Raw genomic sequence first — 19,103 nt, 5'->3', positions numbered from 1 at the left:
GCTACAACACCAGCACCTACGGTACGGCCACCTTCACGGATGGCGAAACGCAGGCCGTCGTCCATCGCGATCGGGGCAATCAGGGTAACAACCATCTTGATGTTGTCGCCCGGCATGACCATCTCTACGCCTTCCGGCAGTTCGATGGTACCGGTCACGTCGGTAGTACGGAAGTAGAACTGCGGACGGTAGCCCTTGAAGAACGGAGTGTGACGACCACCTTCTTCTTTGGACAGCACGTACACTTCGGATTCGAACTTGGTGTGCGGCTTGATGGTGCCCGGCTTGGCCAGTACCTGACCACGCTCTACGTCTTCACGCTTCACGCCACGCAGCAGTGCGCCAACGTTCTCACCTGCACGACCTTCGTCCAGCAGTTTGCGGAACATTTCAACGCCGGTACAGGTGGTCTTGGTGGTATCTTTGATACCAACGATTTCCACTTCTTCACCAACCTTGACGATACCGCGCTCTACACGACCGGTAACTACGGTACCACGGCCTGCGATGGAGAATACGTCTTCGATAGGCATCAGGAACGGCTGGTCAATGGCACGCTCCGGCTCCGGAATGTAGGTGTCCAGGTGGCCAGCCAGTTCCAGGATCTTCTCTTCCCACTGAGCTTCGCCTTCCAGCGCTTTCAGTGCGGAACCACGGACTACCGGCAGGTCATCACCCGGGAAGTCGTACTCGGACAGCAGTTCGCGAACTTCCATCTCGACCAGTTCCAGCAGCTCTTCGTCATCTACCATGTCGCACTTGTTCATGAACACGATGATGTACGGAACGCCTACCTGACGACCCAGCAGGATGTGCTCACGAGTCTGCGGCATCGGGCCGTCAGTCGCTGCTACTACCAGGATTGCGCCGTCCATCTGGGCAGCACCGGTGATCATGTTTTTAACGTAGTCGGCGTGACCCGGGCAATCTACGTGAGCGTAGTGGCGGGTAGCAGTGTCGTATTCTACGTGGGAGGTGTTGATGGTGATACCACGCTCACGCTCTTCCGGCGCCTTGTCGATCTGGTCGAAGGCGAAAGCTTTACCACCGAAGTGCTTGGCCAGCACGTTGGTGATGGCGGCGGTCAGGGTGGTTTTACCGTGGTCAACGTGGCCGATGGTACCCACGTTAACGTGCGGTTTATTACGCTCAAATTTTTCTTTAGACATGATCGTCCCTCTAAACTAACGCTGAGTACGCGGTGGCAAGCTAACCACAGAACAGTTTATATGATGGATTTGAATCAAGGGGAGTAGAGAGGTTGGTGCTGACAGGCTGGTTCGATTGCCGAACTCACCCTAAGGTGTGGCTCTCAGAATTACCTGAGCCATATCAGCATCTTGGAGCGGGCAGCGGGAATCGAACCCGCATCATCAGCTTGGAAGGCTGAGGTAATAGCCATTATACGATGCCCGCATTTCTCTAACCCAAAGAACTCAAACCGCAGAGAAATATGGTGGAGGGAGAAGGATTCGAACCTTCGAAGGCAGAGCCGTCAGATTTACAGTCTGATCCCTTTGGCCGCTCGGGAACCCCTCCAGTTGCATAAATGCCACAACGGTAATTCTGCTTGCACCCGTTGTTTTTGTCGCTTTTGCTCGGCAAATAGACGACAGACATCCAAGCGTCGCGCATTTTATGGTAAGGATTTTGGGGATGCAACCATTGCACCTTGCAAAATGTGCATTTATGCCGGGATCCAGGCAAAAAAACGCTCCTTCTCCGTCCCGACCGGACGCGTCCCTTGTCGCTCCCGATCCCTTGGTGTATGGTCGCCCTGCCCAAGAAACAGTGATGACACCATGACGACAGAGCATAACCCCTATTTGCAATTCACCCGCGAACAATGGGCGTTATTGCGCGATGCGGTCCCCCTGACCCTGACCGAGCACGATCTGCAGACCCTGCGCGGGATCAACGAGAAGGTGTCATTGCGGGAAGTGGAAGAAATCTACCTGCCCCTCTCCCGTCTCCTCAATCTCTACGTCAAGGCCAAGCAGCGCCGCAGCCGAGTGCTGGAGCAGTTTCTCGGTCAGTCCCGCGGCAAGGGCACCTATATCATCAGCATCGCCGGCAGCGTGGCGGGGGGCAAGAGCACCACGGCCCGTATCCTTCAGGCACTGCTGGAGCGCTGGCCGGAGCACCCCAGGGTGGAGCTGGTCACCACCGACGGCTTCCTGTTTCCCAACAAGGAGCTGGAAGCCCGTGGCCTGATGCGCCGCAAGGGGTTCCCCGAGTCTTATGACATCCGCCATCTGGTGGAGTTTGTCGCCAATATCCGCGCCGGCCACGAGAAGGTCGAGGCCCCCGTCTACTCCCACCTCATCTATGACATCCTGCCCGATGAGAAGAAGGTGGTGGAGCAGCCGGACATCCTGATCCTAGAAGGGCTCAATGTGCTGCAAAGCGGCATGGACTATCCCCAGGACCCTCATCGCGTGTTCGTGTCGGACTTCGTCGACTTTTCCATCTATGTGGATGCCGATGCCGAGCTGCTGCGCACCTGGTACATCGATCGTTTTCTCAAATTCCGCAGCGGCGCCTTCTCGGATCCCGACTCCTATTTCCACCACTACGCCAAGCTGACCGAAAGCGAGGCGACCGAGATCGCCAACAACATCTGGCAGGATATCAACTACCTGAACCTGCAAGAGAACATCTTGCCGACCCGGGAGCGGGCCAACCTCATCCTCACCAAGGGCAATGAGCACGCCATCGAGCAGATCAAGCTGCGCAAGTGACCACTGTCGCAGTGCATACATGGAAGAGGGGGCCCGCAGGCCCCCTCTTTCATTCAGTCGTCATGAGCGTATGGGCTCAGTCCCCCCGCCGCAGGGAGAGTTCCCCTCCCATATAGAACTTGAGCCCCTCTTCCGTCTCCAGACGCAGGGCTCCGCGTTCGTCGATCCCCCGGGCAATCCCGCGGATCACCTGCTCTCCCATCAGCAGCTTCACCGGCTGGCCGGCGAAGTGGTCGAGCCGGTTCCAGCTCTCGACGAAACTCGCCAGTCCCGTCTGTTCGAAGGTCTGCATGGCCTGCTGCAGGTGCAGCAGCACGCAGGCGGCCAGCTCGTTGCGATCCACCAGCTCGGGCTGGATATGGCGTAGCTCGGACCAGGCCTGATCGATCTTCTCCCCCTCCCGACTCGGCATCGCCAGATTGAGGCCGACCCCGATCACCAGATGGCAGCTGGCACCCGCACTGCCGCTCATCTCCACCAGGATGCCCGCCAGCTTGCGGCCCTGGTAATAGAGGTCGTTCGGCCACTTGAGCTCGACCCCGGGATAACCGAGGGACTCCAGCGCCTCGACCACCGCCACGCCGACCGCGAGACTCAGTCCCATGGCGGCCGCCATGCCCTGCTCAAGCCGCCAGTACATGCTCAGGATCAGCTGGCAACCGAAGGGAGAAACCCAGGGTTTGCCACGACGTCCCCGCCCGGCGGTCTGGCACTCGGCCAGACAGCTTTCGCCGGAGCTCAGGGTGTTGACCCGCTCCAGCAGGTACTGGTTGGTGGAGTCGATGACAGGGAAGCAGTGCACCGGTGCCATCGGTGCCTCTGCCTGCAGCCGCCCCTCGTCATAGAGGGCCATGGGCACCGCCAGCCGATAGCCCTTGCCGGTCAAGCTGAAGAGATCCAGCCCCAGATCCTTGAGCGCGGCCATGTGTTTGCTCACCGCCGCCCGGCTGATGCCAAGGCGCTCGCCCAGCTGCTCACCGGAATGGAACTGGCCGTCGCTGAGCAGGGTGATCAGGGTCTGTCTGACGGGGGTCAGGGTCATGCCAGTACCTCGTCGAGCCAGGTTTCACCGCTGCGCCCCATGAAGCGCACCTCATGTTCCAGCACCACACCGAACTGGTGTTCCACGCTGTCGCGGACATGGGCCGCCAGCGCGATGAGCTCCATGGCGCTGGCGCCCCCCAGATTGACCAGCACCAGCGCCTGCTCCTGATGGACGGCGGCACGACCGATGGCAAACCCCTTGAGACCGCACTGATCGATGAGCCAGCCAGCCGCCAGCTTGGCCTGCCCTTCTGCCGCAGGGTAGCAGGGCATCTGCGGGTATTGCTGTTTCAGGGTCTCGGCCAGGGCGGCGGGCACCACAGGGTTTTTGAAGAAACTGCCCGCGTTGCCCAGCACCGCCGGATCCGGCAGCTTGGCCATGCGGGTGGCACAGACGGTGTCGAAAATGGCCTGTGGCGAAGGGGCATCCCCCAGCGCCGCCAGCGGGCCATAGCCGGCGACCGGGCGCCATGCCTTGGGCAGGCGCAGACCGACGGCGATGATGAAGTGGGAGTCCTGATAGTCGTGCTTGAAGATGCTGTCACGGTAACCGAACCGGCAGTCGGCCGCCGCGATGCGCTCAACCTCGCCACTCTGCCAGTTGAACGCCTCCACGTAGGCACAGACGCTGGCCAGCTCGACCCCGTAGGCACCGATGTTCTGTACCGGGGCCGCCCCGACCGTCCCGGGAATGAGTGCCAGGTTCTCCAGCCCGTGCCAGCCCTGTTGCAGGGCGTGACATACCAGCTCGTGCCAGTTTTCACCTGCCGCCACGTGTAGCAACCAGTGCTCGGACTCCTCGTGCAGCGTGATCCCTTTCAGGCCGTTGTGGACCACCAGACCGGCAAAGTCATCGCAGAACAGGATGTTGCTTCCTCCTCCCAGCACCAGGCGCGGCAAGGTGGCCAACTCCGGGTTGGTCCGCAGTTGCGCGAGATCATCCGGCCGGGTCACATCGGCCAGCCAGAGGCAGTGTGCGTCCAGGCCCAGAGTATTGAGGGTCGACAGGGAGGCGTGGGGGGTGAGTTTCATCTGTGTGTTCCGACAAGGACAAGGGCGCAGTTTACCCCAGATCCCCCGGGACAAAAAACCCGGACACTTTTCGGACTCAGGGCTCTGGAGTAGAGTAACCCCTTCATCCCGCTGAGGAAGCATGCATGAACAATCAATTCGCCGTCATCGGCCTGGGCCTGTTTGGCAGCGCCTTGTGCGAAGAGTTGCAGCGCCAGAATGCCGAGGTACTGGCCATCGACATCGACGAGAGCAAGACCCGCCAGATAGCCACCCTCTGCAACCACGTCATCGTGGCCGATGCCACCGACGAGGCCACGGTCGCCGAACTGGGCCTGGCGAATTTCGACATCGTCTTTGTCGCCATCGGCGACAACCTGGAGACCAGCATCCTGACCACGCTGGTGCTGAAAGAGGCGGGCGTGAAGAAGGTCTGGGTCAAGGCCCGCGACAAGTTCCACGCCAAGATCCTGCAGAAGGTAGGCGCGGACAAGGTGATCAACCCGGAGTGGGACATGGGCCGCCGGGTAGCCCAGAGCATGCTGGACAACCGGCTGTTCGACTACCTGGAGCTGGGTCACGACATGGTGCTGACCGAGTTCGTGATCGGCTTGCAGCAAAACACCCGCACCCTGGCCGACTTGCGCCTGCTGCAGCAAAGCGATTTCCAGCTGTTGGCCATCAAGCGTGGCGAGGTGCTGCACAACGTCCTGACCGGCAAGATGGAGCTGCAACTCGGTGACATCCTGATCCTGGCCGGCAACAAGCACGCCATCGATCACTGGCTCGACACCCTATGATCAACTGGCGCAGCAACTACGCCTTCACCCTGCATCGGGAAGACAACTCCCGCTGGAGCGAGGCCAAGCTCATCCTGGGCAGTTTCCTCATCATCCTGCTGGTCGGCACCCTGTTTCTGGTCCAGCCCTCCAGCCACAAGGGTGAGGTCACCGTCATCAACGCCCTGTTCACCGCCACGTCAGCCATCAGCGTGACCGGCCTCGGGGTGGTGGATACCGGCACCGCCTTCACCCTGCAGGGGCAGATCATCCTGTTGATATTGATGGAGATTGGTGGTCTCGGCCAGATGACCATGACACTGCTGCTCATCGCCATGTTCAGCAAGCGGGTCGGGCTGCGCCAGCAGGTGCTGGCCAAGGAGGCGCTGGGCCAGGAGGGGTCCGTCAACATCGTCCAGCTGGTGAAGCGCATCGTCCTGTTCGCCCTGATTGCCCAGCTGATCGGCACCGCCATCATGGCCATTCGCTGGGTGCCCGACATGGGCTGGGGCCACGGCCTCTACGTCAGCTTCTTCCACGCGGTGTCGGCTTTCAACAACGCCGGCTTCTCGCTGTTTGCCAACAACCTCATGGACTACCGGGATGACCCCATCATCAGCCTGACCATACCGGCCCTGCTGATCCTGGGGGGGGTAGGCTTCACCGTCATCGTCGACCTGGTGCGCAACCGCCGCTGGCGCAAGCTGAAACTGCACAGCAAGCTGATGCTGCTGATGACCCCAGCCCTGCTGCTGCTGGGGACCCTGATGTTCTGGCTGCTGGAGCACAACAACCCGGGCACCCTGGGCAACGCCTCCTTCGGGAGCCAGTGGCTGGCAGCCTTCTTCCAGTCGGCCACCGCGCGCACGGCGGGCTTCAACACGGTGGATATCGGCCAGATGGTACCGGCCTCCCTGCTGTTCATGATGATGCTGATGTTCATCGGTGCCGGGGCAACCTCCACCGGGGGCGGTATCAAGGTCACCACCTTTGCCGTCGTTCTGCTGGCGACCCGGGCGTTTCTGACCAAGCGCCCCCATGTCACCGCCTTCGGCCGCACCCTGTCACCCCAGATAGTGACCCGCTCCCTGGCCATCATCATCGTCAGTACCATGGTACTGATGCTGGCGATGTTCCTGCTGATGCTCACGGAGTCGCAATCATTCGACAAGATCATGTTCGAGACCATCTCGGCCTTTGCCACCGTGGGACTGTCCACCGGCATCACCGCTTCTCTGAGCGAACCGGGCAAACTGATCCTGGTGCTGGTGATGATCTGCGGCCGTCTGGGGCCCCTCACCCTGGCGATCATGCTGGCCCGCCCGGTGGAGACCCGCATCCGTTATCCGGAAGAGAGCGTCTACACGGGGTAAGCCGCTCCATCCATGCAAAGAGGGGCCACTGGCCCCTCTTCTTATTTTTATGTGATCACGGCGCTCACCAGCCTCAGGCAGCCTTGCCCCTGGTCGTCCCCTTGCCAGTGCTCTTTCCAGGGCTCTTCCCCGCACGAGCACTCTTGCCCGTGCTCGTGCGGGGGCGTGCGGCGGTGGACCCAGTCCGCTTGCGGCGGGCAAAGCGTTGCTTGCTGTCACCGGGCGCCGCCTTGGGCAGCGCGCTGAAGCTGGCGCCGGAATCCTGCCGCGCCCCCTCGATCAGGCCGTTGAGCTGCTCGGTGAGCGGCCCCATGAACTGCTGGTAGCTGCCGTGACGTTCGGCGATCTGACCCAGACTCTGCTCCCACAGTGCCGTCATGTCCGGTGTCGTGGCGGTCGTGGGCAGCGCCTGGACCAGGGCTCGCCCGGTCGGGGTGGCTTTGATGCTCTTGCCCTGGCGCACCAGGAAGCGGCGCTTGAACAGCAGATCGATGATCCCGGCCCGGGTCGCCTCGGTGCCCAGACCGTCGGTCTCCCGCAGGGTCTTGCGGATCTCGGGATCCTGCACATAACGGGCGATGCCGGTCATGGCGGCCAGCAGGGTGGCATCGGTAAACGGCTTGGGGGGCTGGGTCATCTTCTCCAGCAGCTCCCCCCGCTCGCACAGCAGTTCCTCCCCCTCTTTCAGGGCAGGCAGGGTTCCCGCCTCCTCCTCGTCATCCTCTTCCACTCCGAGCAGCGCCTTCCAGCCCGTCTTGAGGATGCGGCGCGCCTTGGCCTGGAACAGCCCTCCGGCGATGCGCAGCAACACCTTGCTGTCGTTGTACTCGAACGGCGGGTAGAACTGCAGCAGATACTGGCGGGCAATCAGGCCGTAAAGCTTCGCCTCGTCGGCCCCCAGGCTCCCCTCGTTCCCCCTCTTCTCGGTGGGAATGATGGCGTGGTGGGCATCCACCTTGCTGTCGTTCCACGCCTTGCTGCGGATCCTGCCATCCGCTTCGGCGACCGCCCTGGCCAGCGCAGGGGCCGTGCTGGCGATGGCCTCCCGCACCTGGCCGGCCCGGTTGAAGTGCTCGCTCGGCAGATGGCGGCTGTCGGATCTGGGATAGGTGATGAGCTTGTGCCGCTCGTAGAGGCTCTGGCAGATATCCAGCACCCGCTTGGCATCCATGCCAAAGCGCTTGGCCGCGTCGATCTGCAGGCTGGAGAGGTTGTAGGGGAGCGGCGCCGCCTGCTTGCGCGCCTGCTCCTCCACCGCCTCCACCCGGGCGGGTTGCCCCTGGATCCGCTCCACCACCTTGGCGGCCAGCGCCTGGTTGAGCACCCGTCCCTCCTCATCCTGCCAGGGCAGGCAGGCCTCCGATGGCAGCCACCTGGCGGTGAAGCGTTCGTTGCCCTGGGTCAACAGATGGGCCATCACCTCGTAGAACGGCTTGGGAACGAAGGCCTCGATCTCGAGATCCCGGCGCACCACCAGACCGAGCAAGGGGGTCTGTACCCGACCCACCGACAGCAGTTCGCTGCAGCCCCCCTTGCGGCCAAGCAGGGTATAGGCCCGGGTCATGTTGATGCCATAGAGCCAGTCGGCACGGCTACGGGCCAGCGCCGACACCGCCAGCGGCACGAACTCCTTGTTGTCTCTGAGCTTGTCGAGGGCGCGGCGCACGGCGGGGGGATTGAGATCGCTGATGAGGCAGCGCTGAACCGGTTTGGTCTTGGGATAGCCGAGAAAGTCGATCACCTCGTCCACCAGCAGTTGCCCTTCCCTGTCCGGGTCACCGGCGTTGACCACGCAGTCCGCCTGCTTGATGAGCCCCTTGATGACGGCCAGCTGGGCCTTGGTCTTGGGTTTGGCCACCAACTGCCACTGGGTCGGGACAATGGGAAGGGATTCCATGCGCCACTGCTTGTAGGCGGCATCGTAGGCATCGGGCTCGGCCTGCTCCAGCAGGTGGCCGATGCACCAGGTCACCACGTCTCCCTGCGCCGTCTCGATGAAACCATCCCCCTTCTTGTGCGGTTTGGGGAGGACATCGGCGATGGCGCGGCCAAGGCTGGGTTTCTCGGCGATAAAGAGTCGCATGATGGATACACCTGAATACTGTATATGTGAACAGTATACAATCCTCTCGCCACAAACCCCAAGCCCCGGGGTGGCGTACTGCCTCCTCGCCCCGGCTTGGGCATCGCTCCCACCACAGCACATCCCGCTCCCGCTGCATGGGAAAAATGCAATTTAAATTCAATAAATCATGCCAAAACAAATAACAAAACCAAAAATCAATTATATGACGAAATAAAAACCATGACCGAGGTCAACCCTTTGAATCCTGGGACTACTACTATATTGGTAATACCCGAATTCGAAGGACACCGTCACCATGCTTGGAAAACTGTTGAGAAAGACCTGGTTCTGGCTTCTGCTGCTCGGGGCCCTGCTGGGGATCACCGCACTGGGCGTCACCGTCACCGTGCTGCACAAGACCAGCTCCACCGAGTTCTGCGTCTCCTGCCACTCCATGCAGACCCCGCTCGCCGAATATCAGGGCAGCGTCCACTTCCAGAACGTGAAGGGGATCCGCGCCGAGTGCGCCGACTGCCACATCCCCAGTGAACCCGCCGCCTATCTCTGGACCAAGATCCGCGCCGTGAAGGACATCTATCACGAAGCGATCGGCACCCTCGACACCCCGGAGAAATACGAGGCCCACAAGCTGCGCATGGCCCAGACTGTGTGGGATCAGCTCAAGGCCAATGACTCCGCCACCTGTCGCAGTTGCCACAGCTACGCCGCCATGGACATCCTGGCCCAGCGCCCCAATGCCCGCACCGAGCACCCGGTCGCCATCAAGGAGGGTCAGACCTGCATCGACTGCCACCGCGGCGTTGCCCACATCATGCCGGACATGAGCGGCCTGGCCGCCGCCGGTGCCAGCGAACTGGCCGCCGCCGCGGCCCAGACCCCGACCACCGTCACCACCCGCTATGCCATCGCCACCACCCCGCTCTATCTGGATGCCGGCGCCAAGACTGACGAAGGCACCCTGATGCCCTCCACCCAGGTGGAAGTGCTGGCCAACGACAACGGCCGCACCCAGGTGCGCATCGACGGCTGGCAGCAGGACGGTGTGAGCGAGGTGTTCTACGCCGCCCCCGGCAAACGGATCCTGAGCGTGCTGGTCGGCGAAGCCGCCAGAAAAGCCCTCGTGACCGGCAAGAGCGAAACCGACAGCGCCACCAACCTCACCTGGCATCAGGTCAGCCTGACCGCCTGGGTCGACCAGAGCCAGCTCATCGGCGACCAGGGCAAGCTGTGGCAATACGCCTCCACCCTGATGTCCAACAACTGCACCGGCTGTCACGGCCTCACCGCGCTGGATCACTTCAACGCCAACCAGTGGATCGGCGTTATCAAGGGGATGGAGTCTCGTACCTCCCTCACCCCGGAGCAGGCGCGCATGCTCACCCAATACGTGCAGAAACACGCCAGCGACATGAGCGCGGCCCATTAAGGCAGGAACAGAGGACTCTCCCATGACTTTTTTCAATGACCAACAGACCAACCTCTCCCGCCGTACTCTGCTCAAGGGGCTGGGGGCCTGTGCCGCCTTGCCCCTGCTGGCTGGTCTCTTCCCGAAAAGCGCCCTGGCCAAGGCCGTCAGCACGGCCCTTGAGCAGTTCCCCACCCTGGTGCCCGCCCAGAAGGGCATCCTGACCGGCGCCCACTGGGGAGCCTTCGAGGCCATCGTCTCCGAGGGCCGCATGGTGCGGGTCCAGCCGGTGGCCGACGATCCGGCACCGAATGACCTCATCGACATGGCGCCGTTCCAGGTCCACGCCAAGAACCGCATCAAGTACCCCATGGTGCGCAAAAGCTGGCTGGAGCACGGCCCGGGCGCCAGACCGGAGCTGCGCGGTGCCGACGAGTGGGTGCGGGTGAGCTGGGAAAAGGCCATCGACCTGGTGGCCGGCGAGATCCAGCGCGTTCAGTCTGATTTCGGCCCGCAGGCGATCCACGCCGGTTCCTACGGCTGGAAGAGCGTGGGCATGTTCCACAACAGCCGCACCCTGCTGCACCGCCTGATGAACCTCTCGGGCGGCTTCACCGGTTATGCCGGTGACTACTCCACCGGCGCGGCTCAGGTGATCATGTCCCACGTGATGGGCTCCATCGAGGTGTACGAGCAGCAGACCGCCTGGCCCAACGTGGTGGAGAACGCCGAACTGGTGGTGCTCTGGGGGGTCAACGCCCAGGTCACCCTGAAGAACAGCTGGAACATGCCGGATCACGAAGGTCAAGTGGGCTTCAAGGCGCTGAAAGAGAAAGGCACCCGCGTCATCAGCATCGATCCGGTATACAACGAGACCGCCAAGCTGGTCGGCGCCGAGTGGATTGCGCCGAACGCCTACACCGACGTGGCCATGATGCTGGGGGTGGCCCACACCCTCTACAGCGAGAAGAAGCACGATCAGGCCTTCCTCGATCGCTACACCGTCGGCTTCGACAAGTTCCTGAACTACCTGCTCGGCAAGGATGACGGTCAGCCGAAGAGCGCCGAGTGGGCGAGCACTGTCTGCGGCGTCGATGCCAAGGTGATCCGCCAGCTGGCCCTCGACATGGCCGCCAAGCGCACCATGATCATGGCCGGTTGGGGCATGCAGCGTCAGCAGCACGGCGAACAGCCGAACTGGATGCTGGTCACTCTGGCCTCCATGCTGGGCCAGATCGGCCTGCCGGGCGGCGGCTACGGCTTCAGCTACCACTACTCCTCCGGTGGCAGCCCCACCGCCAAGGGCGGCATTCTGGCGGGCATCTCCGCCGGCAACGCACCGAAGAACAGCCCGGCACCGATCCCGGTGGCGCGCATCGCCGACTGCCTCGCCAACCCGGGCAAGACCATCGACTTCAACGGCCGCAAGGTGACCTATCCGGACATCAAGCTGGTCTACGTGGCGGGGGGCAACCCCTTCCACCACCATCAGGACACCAACAACCTGCTGCAGGCGTGGCGCAAGCCGCAAACCGTGATCGTCCACGAGCCCTACTGGACGGCGACTGCCAAGCACGCCGACATCGTGCTGCCGGTCACCACCAGCTACGAGCGCAACGATCTGGAGATGGGCGGCGACTACTCCCAGCGCTATGTGTTCCCTATGCACCAGTGCGTGCCGCCGCAGTTTGAAGCCCGCAATGACTTCGATATCTTCAGCGCTATCGCCGCCAAGCTGGGCGTGCAGGAGCAGTACACCGAAGGGAAGGACGAGATGCTGTGGCTCAAGCAGATGTACGACGGCATGGCGGCGCAGGCCCGCGGTGCTCGCGTGGCGCTGCCGCCGTTCAACATGTTCTGGGAGTCCAACAACTACATCCGCTTCCCGATCCCGGAGGCCAACCGCCAGTGGATCCGTCACGCCGATTTTCGCGAGAACCCGCTGCTCAACCCGCTCGGTACTCCGTCCGGCAAGATCGAGATCTTCTCCAACACGGTGGCGGGGATGGGTTATGCCGACTGCGCCGGCCATCCCAAGTGGTATGAGCCCAAAGAGTGGGTGAAGAGCGAGGTGGCGGCGCGCTATCCGCTGTCGCTCAACACCTCCCACCCGACCCAGCGGCTGCACTCCCAGCTCGACAACACCCCGCTGCGGGACAAGTTCGCCATCGCCGACCGCGAGGCGATCCTGATCCATCCGGACGACGCCAAGGCTCGCGGCATCGCCCAAGGGGATCTGGTGCGCGCCTTCAACGAGCGCGGCCAGATTTTGCTGGGGGCCCTGCTCTCCGAGGATGTGCGCCAGGGGGTGGTGCGGATCTGCGAAGGGGCCTGGTACGACCCGGCCAAGCCGGGCGAAGCGGGCAGCATCTGCAAAAACGGCAACGTCAACTGCCTCACCTTCGACGAGGGCTCGTCCAGTCTGGCGCAGGGCAACTGCGGCCACATGGCCCAGCTGCAGATCGAGAAGTACACAGGCCCGGTGCTGGCCAACACCGCCCACGCGGTTCCGGCCAACGGCTGAGTAGAGGGCTGAGCAACAAAAACGGCGCCATCAAGGCGCCGTTTTCTTATCGCAGTTTGTGGTGTGGCTCAGAATCACAAGTCACCCTCAACCATATACTCTTCCGCATACTCCACCCGCCTTGCAGCCAGGGTGCTGGCAAGGGGGATCAGAAGTCGCCCTCAACCATATATTCTTCCGCACACTCGACCAGCTGGGGCCAGAGATCTTCCGGCACCCAGGCCTCTGGGTCATCCTCGTCACCGTCATACTGGCTCCAGAAGAAGGCACGCAGCCCGCTTGCGAAATCGTCGCTCAACTCCGCCAGTTCGGAGAGGGGCCCCAGCCAGGCAATACGGCGCAGGCCGGAGGCGAGATCGTTGATGGCATCCATCAGGGTGCGATCATCCAGGCTCTGCTCCACCAGCAGGGTGAAGCGCTCGCGGGCGCTCTCGGTCTGATCCTCGTCCAGCTCGCCCACGTCGGCCAGCAGGTCGACAAAGTCCTCCAGCAGGAACTGGATCAGGGCATCCCTGTCCTCGAACCACTGGATCTGGGCCCCCTTGGTGCCCAGCACCGAGGCATCGAACGAATCATCGAGATGGCACAAAGCCCAAGGATCGTCAGTCATTGCTACCCTTCCTACACCTGAAACAAGAGACGTATCTTATGCCGGGTGCCGCACCCTTGCCAGCACGGCGGCACAAAAGGGGCCCCCGACGGGGAGCTCCGTCACTCGACCCTGGCCACCTTGGGCAGGGAGAGGGAAGCGGCGAGCCCCCCCAGCTCGGCCCGCCCCATGATGAGGCTGCCGCGATAGGCTTCCGCGAGATCCGAGACGATGTTGAGGCCAAGGCCCGAGCCCGGCACCTTCTCGTCGAGGCGCACCCCCCGCAGCACCGCCTTGGCGATCTGATCCTCGCTCATGCCGGGACCGTCGTCCTCGATGCGCAGGGTGATCCAGCCCCCCAGCTCGGCGCTGGAGATGCGCAGCTCGCTGGCGGACCACTTGAAGGCGTTCTCCAGCAGGTTGCCCACCATCTCGTCGAAGTCCTGCTCCTCCACCCCGACCGCTAGATTAACCGGCACCTGCAAGTCCACCGTCTTGCCGGGATAGAGGCGGGAGAAGGCGCGGCAGATGTACTCCACCCGGGCCCGCACCGGGGTCGACACCCCGAGGATCTTGGCGGCGCCGGTCACCCGCGCCTTGCCGAGGTGGTAGTCGATGTGGCGCTGGATCTGGTCGAGCTGCTCGCCGAGGGCGGCCTGATCCTCCGGCGGCAACTGGGTCACCTGGTTGCGCATGATGCTGAGCGGCGTCTTGAGGGCGTGGGCCAGGTTGCCGGTGTGGGAGCGGGCTCGTTGCAGCAGCTCGCCATAGTGGTGCAGCAGGCGGTTGATGTCCTCCACCAGCGGCTGGATCTCCAGGGGGTAGCGCAGCCGGAACCCCTCCTGATGACCCTGATGGACGCGGCTCAGCTCGCGGCGCAGCAGGTGCAGCGGGCGCAGGCCGTAGAGGATCTGGAACATAAAGCCGAGCACCAGGCCGGTGGCGGCGAAGCCGAGGCCGAGGAACAGGCTGATACGGGTCTTCTTCAGGGTCTGGGTCAGGGCGCTGCTGTCCTTGGCCATCACCAGGGTGAAGACCCGATCAGACCCCGGCAGCAGCACGGTACGGGTCATGATGAGCAGGGGCTCCTTGTTGGGCCCCTTGCCGACGAAGAGGTCCGGATCGCCGAAGGCCGACTTCAGGCCGTGGGCGCTCAAATGGGCATCCCACAGGGAGCGGGAGCGACTGACCACCGTCTCCCCCAGCTCCAGTTGCCAGTAGTAGCCGGAGTAGGGCTGGCGATAACGGGGGTCGGCCATAGGCTCGGTGACCACGGGCAGGCCGTCCGGCTGGATCTCGAGGCGGGAGAGCAGATCGTAGAGCTGCAGGCGCAAGCCATCGGCCTCCGCCTCCTGCCAGTAGTTGCGCATCATGGTCTGCAGGCTGAAGCCGGTGGCGAACAGGAAGAGACCGCACCAGACCATGGCGATCACCACCAGCCGACCTCGCAGGGTGCGTACCAGCCTCATTCAACCCACCCCGCCATCGGTTGCGAGGGTGTCATTCGTTGATCCGGTAGCCGAGGCCGCGCACCGTCTCGATGAGATCGGTGTGGGTCTTCTTGCGGATGCGGCCGATGAACACCTCCACGGTGTTGGAGTCGCGATCGAAATCCTGGGCATAGATGTGGTCGATCAACTCACTGCGGGACACCACCTTGCCCCTGTGCTGCATCAGGTAGCCCAGCACCCGGAACTCGTGGGCGGTGAGCTTGATGGGGGTCCCTTCGTACCACACCTGGGAGGCCGCCATGTCGAGACGCACGCCACCGATCTCGAGGATGGAGCTGGCGTTCCCCGCCGCCCGGCGCACCAGCGCCTGCACCCTGGCCACCAGCTCCGCTACCTGGAAGGGTTTGGTGAGGTAATCGTCCGCCCCGGCGTTGAGCCCTTCAATCTTCTCGTGCAACTGGCCACGGGCGGTCAGCACCAGCACCGGGGTATCCATCTCCTTGCTGCGCCACTCCTTCAGTACGCTCAGGCCGTCGCGACCGGGCAGGCCGAGATCCAGGATGATGGCGTCATAGGGTTCGGTCTCGCCGAGAAAGCCCGCCTCGTTGCCATCGTGGCAGAGATCGGTGACGAAACCGGACAGACGCAGCTGTTCCGCCAGCTGGCCCGCGAGGATCTTTTCATCTTCAACTATCAGAATGCGCATACATGGGTATCCAAAACAGGGTTGTGCCAGCACCGGCAACGGTTGGGGGGACGAACCGGACGGCGGTAGGTTCGCGGACTCACGCCGTTACTCCTCTTCCGGGGGCGGGCGCAGAGCGAACAGGCGCTCCAGATGGTGGCCCTTGAGCCACACCATCTCCAGGTTGTCAGCCCGGTAGCCCACCTTGATGACGCTGTTCTCTTCGTCGATGAGCCTGAGCTCGTAGAGCCAGACGCCATCCTCCTCACCCAGATCGACGCGCAGCACGCGCACCGGCAGGCGGGAGGCCACCTCCATCAACTCATGAAAAGGGCGGACCCGCCCCTCGCTGACCGCTTGTTGCAGCAAGGCCTCGTTCGGCTGGGCCGCCTGAACCAGCATCGGCAGCAGCAATCCAAGCAGGGGCAGCGCGCTATTCATGGGTGATTCATCTCTCAAAACCTAACATAATGCCGTTTATAGTGTGCCAGCCATGAATCCGGAATGAATATGATCCCACGCAGTATCCTGCTGATCTTGTGCCTCTTTTCCACCTTTGGCTGGGCGGCGCAGACACGTCTCGACATGGCCGGACTGGTCAAGTTGTTGCTGGCACAAGGGTATCACGACATTCGGGAAGTGGAGCTGGAAGGGGACAAATTCGAGGTCGATACCCTGAATGCCGACGATCAGCGCGTCCAGTTGCAGGTCGACGCCAACACCGGCGAGATCACCAAAAAAGAGGCCGAATAGGCCTCTTTTGCTATGGGCGTGACGGCTGTTGCGCCGCCCCCCTCCCGGCCACTTGCGGGCGCCTGCGCCAGGTGCGCAGCAGCTTCTCCCGACGGGGCCACAGCAGGGCGCAGGCCAGCACCAGATAGATGAGCGGCTCCTGCCACCCGCTCTTGACCGACCACCAGTAGTGTACCGGCACCAGCAGAGCCACCCCGTAGATCCAGTTGTGCAGCTTCTGCCAGGCCGGCCCCATGCGTCGCAACAGGGCCGGGATCGAGGTGATGCCGAGCGCCAGCAACAGCAGCAGCGCCACCATGCCCACCACTATGTAGCTGCGCTTCACCAGCTCGCCGCCAATCAGTCCCCAGTCGAACTGCAGATCCAGCCCCAGCCAGACCATGAAGTGCAGGGACGCCCAAGCGGCGCACCAGAGCCCGAGGGGGCGGCGCAACTTGATGAGCTGCCCCTGGCGCCAGCGCTTGGCGAGCGGCGACACCAGCAGGGTAAGCAACAGCAGGTGGAGGGCCCCCTTGCCAAGGTAATGGGTCAGCCCCTGGACCGGATCCCCCCCCAGCAGCCCGGCTGGCACGGCATAGCCCAGCCAGAGCAGAAAGCCGAGCGAACCAAGGTGCACCAGCGCCCGCAAGCCGTTGACATGGGCTGTTTTCAGTCTCGGCATCATATTGCAGTTCCCGTCATGTTTTTCCCGCTTCTCATCCCCTCTCCCACCAGAGGAGAAGGGGGCAAGAGATCAGTCGGACAGCGCGTCAGTCTCAATACCATTTACGCAGATCCATCCCCTGATAGAGGGACGCCACCTCGTCGCCGTAGCCATTGAACATCAGGGTCGGCTGGCGCTTGGCCCCGAAGATGCCCCCCTCGCCGATGAAACGCTCGCTCGCCTGGCTCCAGCGCGGGTGATCCACGCTCGGGTTGACGTTGGCGTAGAAGCCATATTCGTTGGGGGCCAGCAGGTTCCAGGTGGTGGGGGGCATCTCCTCCACCAGGCGGATGGAGACGATGCTCTTGATGCTCTTGAAGCCGTACTTCCAGGGCACCACCAGCCGGATGGGAGCCCCGTTCTGGGCGGGCAGGGTCTTGCCATAGAGCCCCATGGCGAGGAAGGAGAGGGGGTGCATGGCCTCATCGAGGCGCAAGCCCTCCACATAGGGATAATCGATGCCGCCCCCCAGGGCACGGGAGGCCTGCCCCGGCAACTGTTCCGGATCATAGAGCGTCTCGAAGGCCACGAACTTGGCGCGACTGGTGGGCTCGGCACGGCGGATCAGATCCGCCAGCGCAATGCCGCTCCAGGGCAGCACCATGGACCAGGCCTCCACGCAGCGCAGCCGATAGATGCGCTCCTCCAGCGTGCTCTTGTTGATGAGATCCCACACATCCAGGGTGAAGGGTTTGGCCACCTCCCCTTCCACCTTCAGGGTCCAGGGCTCGGGCCTGAGGTAATGGCCGTTGCGGGCCGGGTCCCCCTTGTCGGTCCCCAGCTCGTAGAAATTGTTGTGGGTGGTGGCCTTCTCCTCCGGGGTGAGGATCAATCCCTCTGGCCGGGTCGCGGCACGGATGTCGAGGGGTCTGGTGGGGGCCACGGTGGCCGGCTTGTCCGGTGCGAAGAGATCCAGCAGGCTGGCCTTCACCGGAAACGCCAGGGTGACGGCACCGACGCCCAGGCCCAGCCCTTTCAGGATGCGGCGACGATCCTGATAGACGGTTTCCGGCGTGACATCCTGTTCGGTGGGGTGATGAGAAGTACGGCGCTTGATCAACATGAAAAAACTCCCGGGACGATGAGGTTGACAACCATAAGACCCGCCCCGGCCGAGTTTTATTTCACACAGAATTACATGAGTTGGTAAAGGGGCAGTGCCTTGGCCATGGTACCGGCCAGGAAGAGCACTACGAACACCAGCAGAGGAACGATCACGTTTGGCACCATCAGACTCACTCCATGAGCAGGACAGGGCCTCTAACTATGGAACAAGGTCTGCGGCGCCTCCAATGAATTTTTTTCGCGAGCGCAAGCGTATTCCAGAGTTGCAAAGAGTGACCGGGATCACACACAATCCGGCCCCCGCTTGCTGCCGCTCTACCGCGGAGTAGGCTGCCTCCTTTTCCGGATTCAACCACTGAGAGTCACGCCATGAGCCCACTGTTCGCCATCGCCATCACGACCGGGATCCTCTCCGCCGTCTGGGGTGGACTGGCCGCCGCACTCGGTCTCATCTCCTGGGTCGGCTTCCTCGGCTGCACCAGCTACTTCGCCTCGAGTGGCGGTTACAAGGCGCTGTTGCAGACCCTGCTGTGCAACACCACCGGCATGCTGTGGGCACTCCTGCTGATCCACGGGGAGACCTGGTGGGGGGCCGGCATGGCGGGTTATCTGATGACAGGGGTGGTGGCCACCCTGATGTGCGTGCAGGCCAGGCAGCAGTGGCTCGCCTACATTCCCGGCACCTTCGCCGGTTGCTGTGCCACCTTCGGCGCCGCAGGCGAGTGGCGGCTCATTCTGCCCTCCCTCATCATCGGCGCCCTGTTTGGCTATCTGATGAAGGCGAGCGGCCTCTGGCTCTCCCAGAAGACCCTCTCCACCGACGGTGTCAGCGACCCGGCCTGAGGCTGACAAGGTAACCGATTCGGTCGGAAACCAGAGGGGCGGCCCGTCATC

The 19,103-nt window shown here is 62.8% G+C and carries 17 protein-coding genes and 2 tRNA genes; 7 read left to right on the top strand and 12 right to left on the bottom strand.

The features are described 5' to 3' along the window. The 3 genes from tuf to AB5Y54_RS05420 all read right to left on the bottom strand — a co-directional run. Positions 1–1,169: elongation factor Tu (tuf, locus tag AB5Y54_RS05430; RefSeq protein ID WP_202041923.1), on the bottom strand; the 1,169-nt coding region annotated here is incomplete at its 3' end. Positions 1,170–1,341: 172 nt separating this feature from the next. Then, positions 1,342–1,416 (bottom strand) — tRNA-Gly (locus tag AB5Y54_RS05425). A 38-nt stretch (positions 1,417–1,454) separates the two neighbouring features. Then, positions 1,455–1,539, bottom strand: a tRNA-Tyr gene (locus AB5Y54_RS05420). A gap of 263 nt (positions 1,540–1,802) precedes the next feature. On the opposite strand from AB5Y54_RS05420, the gene coaA reads away from it, so the two are divergent. Then, positions 1,803–2,741, top strand: coding sequence for a type I pantothenate kinase (coaA, locus tag AB5Y54_RS05415; RefSeq protein WP_368153347.1), 939 nt, complete (start codon positions 1,803–1,805; stop codon positions 2,739–2,741). A gap of 76 nt (positions 2,742–2,817) precedes the next feature. Here the strand turns inward: coaA and birA are convergent, their stop codons facing one another. Next, a complete protein-coding gene (gene birA / locus AB5Y54_RS05410) occupies positions 2,818–3,783 on the bottom strand; it encodes a bifunctional biotin--[acetyl-CoA-carboxylase] ligase/biotin operon repressor BirA (protein WP_368153346.1) in 966 nt (321 codons plus the stop codon). Next, complete coding sequence (murB, locus tag AB5Y54_RS05405; protein ID WP_143236953.1) at positions 3,780–4,817, bottom strand: UDP-N-acetylmuramate dehydrogenase; 1,038 nt, start codon at positions 4,815–4,817, stop codon at positions 3,780–3,782. The genes birA and murB overlap by 4 nt, the downstream gene beginning before the upstream one ends. A 125-nt stretch (positions 4,818–4,942) precedes the next feature. Here murB and AB5Y54_RS05400 point away from each other — a divergent pair, with 125 nt between their 5' ends. Next, a complete protein-coding gene (locus AB5Y54_RS05400; RefSeq protein WP_010675965.1) occupies positions 4,943–5,596 on the top strand; it encodes a TrkA family potassium uptake protein in 654 nt (217 codons plus the stop codon). After that, positions 5,593–6,948 carry a TrkH family potassium uptake protein gene (locus tag AB5Y54_RS05395; protein ID WP_041211921.1) on the top strand — a complete coding sequence of 452 codons (1,356 nt, stop codon included), beginning with the start codon at positions 5,593–5,595 and terminating at the stop codon, positions 6,946–6,948. The genes AB5Y54_RS05400 and AB5Y54_RS05395 overlap by 4 nt, the downstream gene beginning before the upstream one ends. Positions 6,949–7,021: 73 nt before the next feature. On the opposite strand, the gene AB5Y54_RS05390 is transcribed toward AB5Y54_RS05395, so the two are convergent. Then, positions 7,022–9,031 (bottom strand): DNA topoisomerase III, encoded by a 2,010-nt coding sequence (locus AB5Y54_RS05390; RefSeq protein WP_368153345.1) that lies wholly within the window; start codon positions 9,029–9,031, stop codon positions 7,022–7,024. A 298-nt stretch (positions 9,032–9,329) separates the two neighbouring features. Between AB5Y54_RS05390 and AB5Y54_RS05385 the strand changes: the two genes are divergently transcribed. Together AB5Y54_RS05385 and torA are read left to right on the top strand one after the other, a co-directional pair. Then, positions 9,330–10,460 (top strand): NapC/NirT family cytochrome c, encoded by a 1,131-nt coding sequence (locus AB5Y54_RS05385; protein ID WP_368153344.1) that lies wholly within the window; start codon positions 9,330–9,332, stop codon positions 10,458–10,460. Between the two features lie 22 nt (positions 10,461–10,482). Beyond that, a complete protein-coding gene (torA, locus tag AB5Y54_RS05380; RefSeq protein WP_201996832.1) occupies positions 10,483–12,963 on the top strand; it encodes a trimethylamine-N-oxide reductase TorA in 2,481 nt (826 codons plus the stop codon). Positions 12,964–13,111: 148 nt separating this feature from the next. On the opposite strand, the gene AB5Y54_RS05375 is transcribed toward torA, so the two are convergent. From AB5Y54_RS05375 to AB5Y54_RS05360, 4 genes are all read right to left on the bottom strand, one after another. Continuing rightward, a complete protein-coding gene (locus AB5Y54_RS05375) occupies positions 13,112–13,573 on the bottom strand; it encodes a hypothetical protein (RefSeq protein ID WP_010675970.1) in 462 nt (153 codons plus the stop codon). Positions 13,574–13,674: 101 nt separating this feature from the next. After that, positions 13,675–15,021: a sensor histidine kinase gene (locus AB5Y54_RS05370; protein WP_052816185.1), complete on the bottom strand. Its 1,347-nt coding sequence runs from the start codon at positions 15,019–15,021 to the stop codon at positions 13,675–13,677. Positions 15,022–15,052: 31 nt separating this feature from the next. Continuing rightward, positions 15,053–15,709: a response regulator transcription factor gene (locus AB5Y54_RS05365; RefSeq protein ID WP_368153343.1), complete on the bottom strand. Its 657-nt coding sequence runs from the start codon at positions 15,707–15,709 to the stop codon at positions 15,053–15,055. Between the two features lie 87 nt (positions 15,710–15,796). After that, positions 15,797–16,129 (bottom strand): PepSY domain-containing protein, encoded by a 333-nt coding sequence (locus AB5Y54_RS05360; protein WP_201985308.1) that lies wholly within the window; start codon positions 16,127–16,129, stop codon positions 15,797–15,799. A 63-nt stretch (positions 16,130–16,192) separates the two neighbouring features. On the opposite strand from AB5Y54_RS05360, the gene AB5Y54_RS05355 reads away from it, so the two are divergent. Continuing rightward, positions 16,193–16,441 carry a PepSY domain-containing protein gene (locus AB5Y54_RS05355; protein WP_010675973.1) on the top strand — a complete coding sequence of 83 codons (249 nt, stop codon included), beginning with the start codon at positions 16,193–16,195 and terminating at the stop codon, positions 16,439–16,441. A 10-nt stretch (positions 16,442–16,451) separates the two neighbouring features. Here AB5Y54_RS05355 and msrQ read toward each other — a convergent pair whose 3' ends face one another. Further along, positions 16,452–17,105: a protein-methionine-sulfoxide reductase heme-binding subunit MsrQ gene (gene msrQ / locus AB5Y54_RS05350; RefSeq protein ID WP_368153342.1), complete on the bottom strand. Its 654-nt coding sequence runs from the start codon at positions 17,103–17,105 to the stop codon at positions 16,452–16,454. A 91-nt stretch (positions 17,106–17,196) separates the two neighbouring features. Beyond that, positions 17,197–18,207, bottom strand: coding sequence for a protein-methionine-sulfoxide reductase catalytic subunit MsrP (msrP, locus tag AB5Y54_RS05345; protein ID WP_041211928.1), 1,011 nt, complete (start codon positions 18,205–18,207; stop codon positions 17,197–17,199). A gap of 371 nt (positions 18,208–18,578) precedes the next feature. On the opposite strand from msrP, the gene AB5Y54_RS05340 reads away from it, so the two are divergent. Continuing rightward, positions 18,579–19,052: a DUF1097 domain-containing protein gene (locus tag AB5Y54_RS05340; protein ID WP_039039614.1), complete on the top strand. Its 474-nt coding sequence runs from the start codon at positions 18,579–18,581 to the stop codon at positions 19,050–19,052. Positions 19,053–19,103 lie beyond the last annotated feature (51 nt).

Source organism: Aeromonas sp. s9 (assembly GCF_040907765.1).
Lineage (GTDB): Bacteria > Pseudomonadota > Gammaproteobacteria > Enterobacterales > Aeromonadaceae > Aeromonas > Aeromonas caviae.
This window is presented reverse-complemented; position numbering and strand designations above follow the sequence as displayed.

Bases quoted from the DNA above. Each gene is read 5' to 3' on its own strand.
- msrQ (WP_368153342.1), bottom strand. From the start codon at position 17,105: ATGATGCCGAGACTGAAAACAGCCCATGTCAACGGCTTGCGGGCGCTG.
- AB5Y54_RS05355 (WP_010675973.1), top strand. From the start codon at position 16,193: ATGAATATGATCCCACGCAGTATCCTGCTGATCTTGTGCCTCTTTTCC.
- msrP (WP_041211928.1), bottom strand. From the start codon at position 18,207: ATGTTGATCAAGCGCCGTACTTCTCATCACCCCACCGAACAGGATGTC.
- AB5Y54_RS05385 (WP_368153344.1), top strand. From the start codon at position 9,330: ATGCTTGGAAAACTGTTGAGAAAGACCTGGTTCTGGCTTCTGCTGCTC.
- AB5Y54_RS05400 (WP_010675965.1), top strand. From the start codon at position 4,943: ATGAACAATCAATTCGCCGTCATCGGCCTGGGCCTGTTTGGCAGCGCC.
- torA (WP_201996832.1), top strand. From the start codon at position 10,483: ATGACTTTTTTCAATGACCAACAGACCAACCTCTCCCGCCGTACTCTG.
- AB5Y54_RS05395 (WP_041211921.1), top strand. From the start codon at position 5,593: ATGATCAACTGGCGCAGCAACTACGCCTTCACCCTGCATCGGGAAGAC.
- AB5Y54_RS05370 (WP_052816185.1), bottom strand. From the start codon at position 15,021: ATGAGGCTGGTACGCACCCTGCGAGGTCGGCTGGTGGTGATCGCCATG.
- AB5Y54_RS05360 (WP_201985308.1), bottom strand. From the start codon at position 16,129: ATGAATAGCGCGCTGCCCCTGCTTGGATTGCTGCTGCCGATGCTGGTT.
- AB5Y54_RS05375 (WP_010675970.1), bottom strand. From the start codon at position 13,573: ATGACTGACGATCCTTGGGCTTTGTGCCATCTCGATGATTCGTTCGAT.
- AB5Y54_RS05390 (WP_368153345.1), bottom strand. From the start codon at position 9,031: ATGCGACTCTTTATCGCCGAGAAACCCAGCCTTGGCCGCGCCATCGCC.
- AB5Y54_RS05340 (WP_039039614.1), top strand. From the start codon at position 18,579: ATGAGCCCACTGTTCGCCATCGCCATCACGACCGGGATCCTCTCCGCC.
- murB (WP_143236953.1), bottom strand. From the start codon at position 4,817: ATGAAACTCACCCCCCACGCCTCCCTGTCGACCCTCAATACTCTGGGC.
- AB5Y54_RS05365 (WP_368153343.1), bottom strand. From the start codon at position 15,709: ATGCGCATTCTGATAGTTGAAGATGAAAAGATCCTCGCGGGCCAGCTG.
- coaA (WP_368153347.1), top strand. From the start codon at position 1,803: ATGACGACAGAGCATAACCCCTATTTGCAATTCACCCGCGAACAATGG.
- birA (WP_368153346.1), bottom strand. From the start codon at position 3,783: ATGACCCTGACCCCCGTCAGACAGACCCTGATCACCCTGCTCAGCGAC.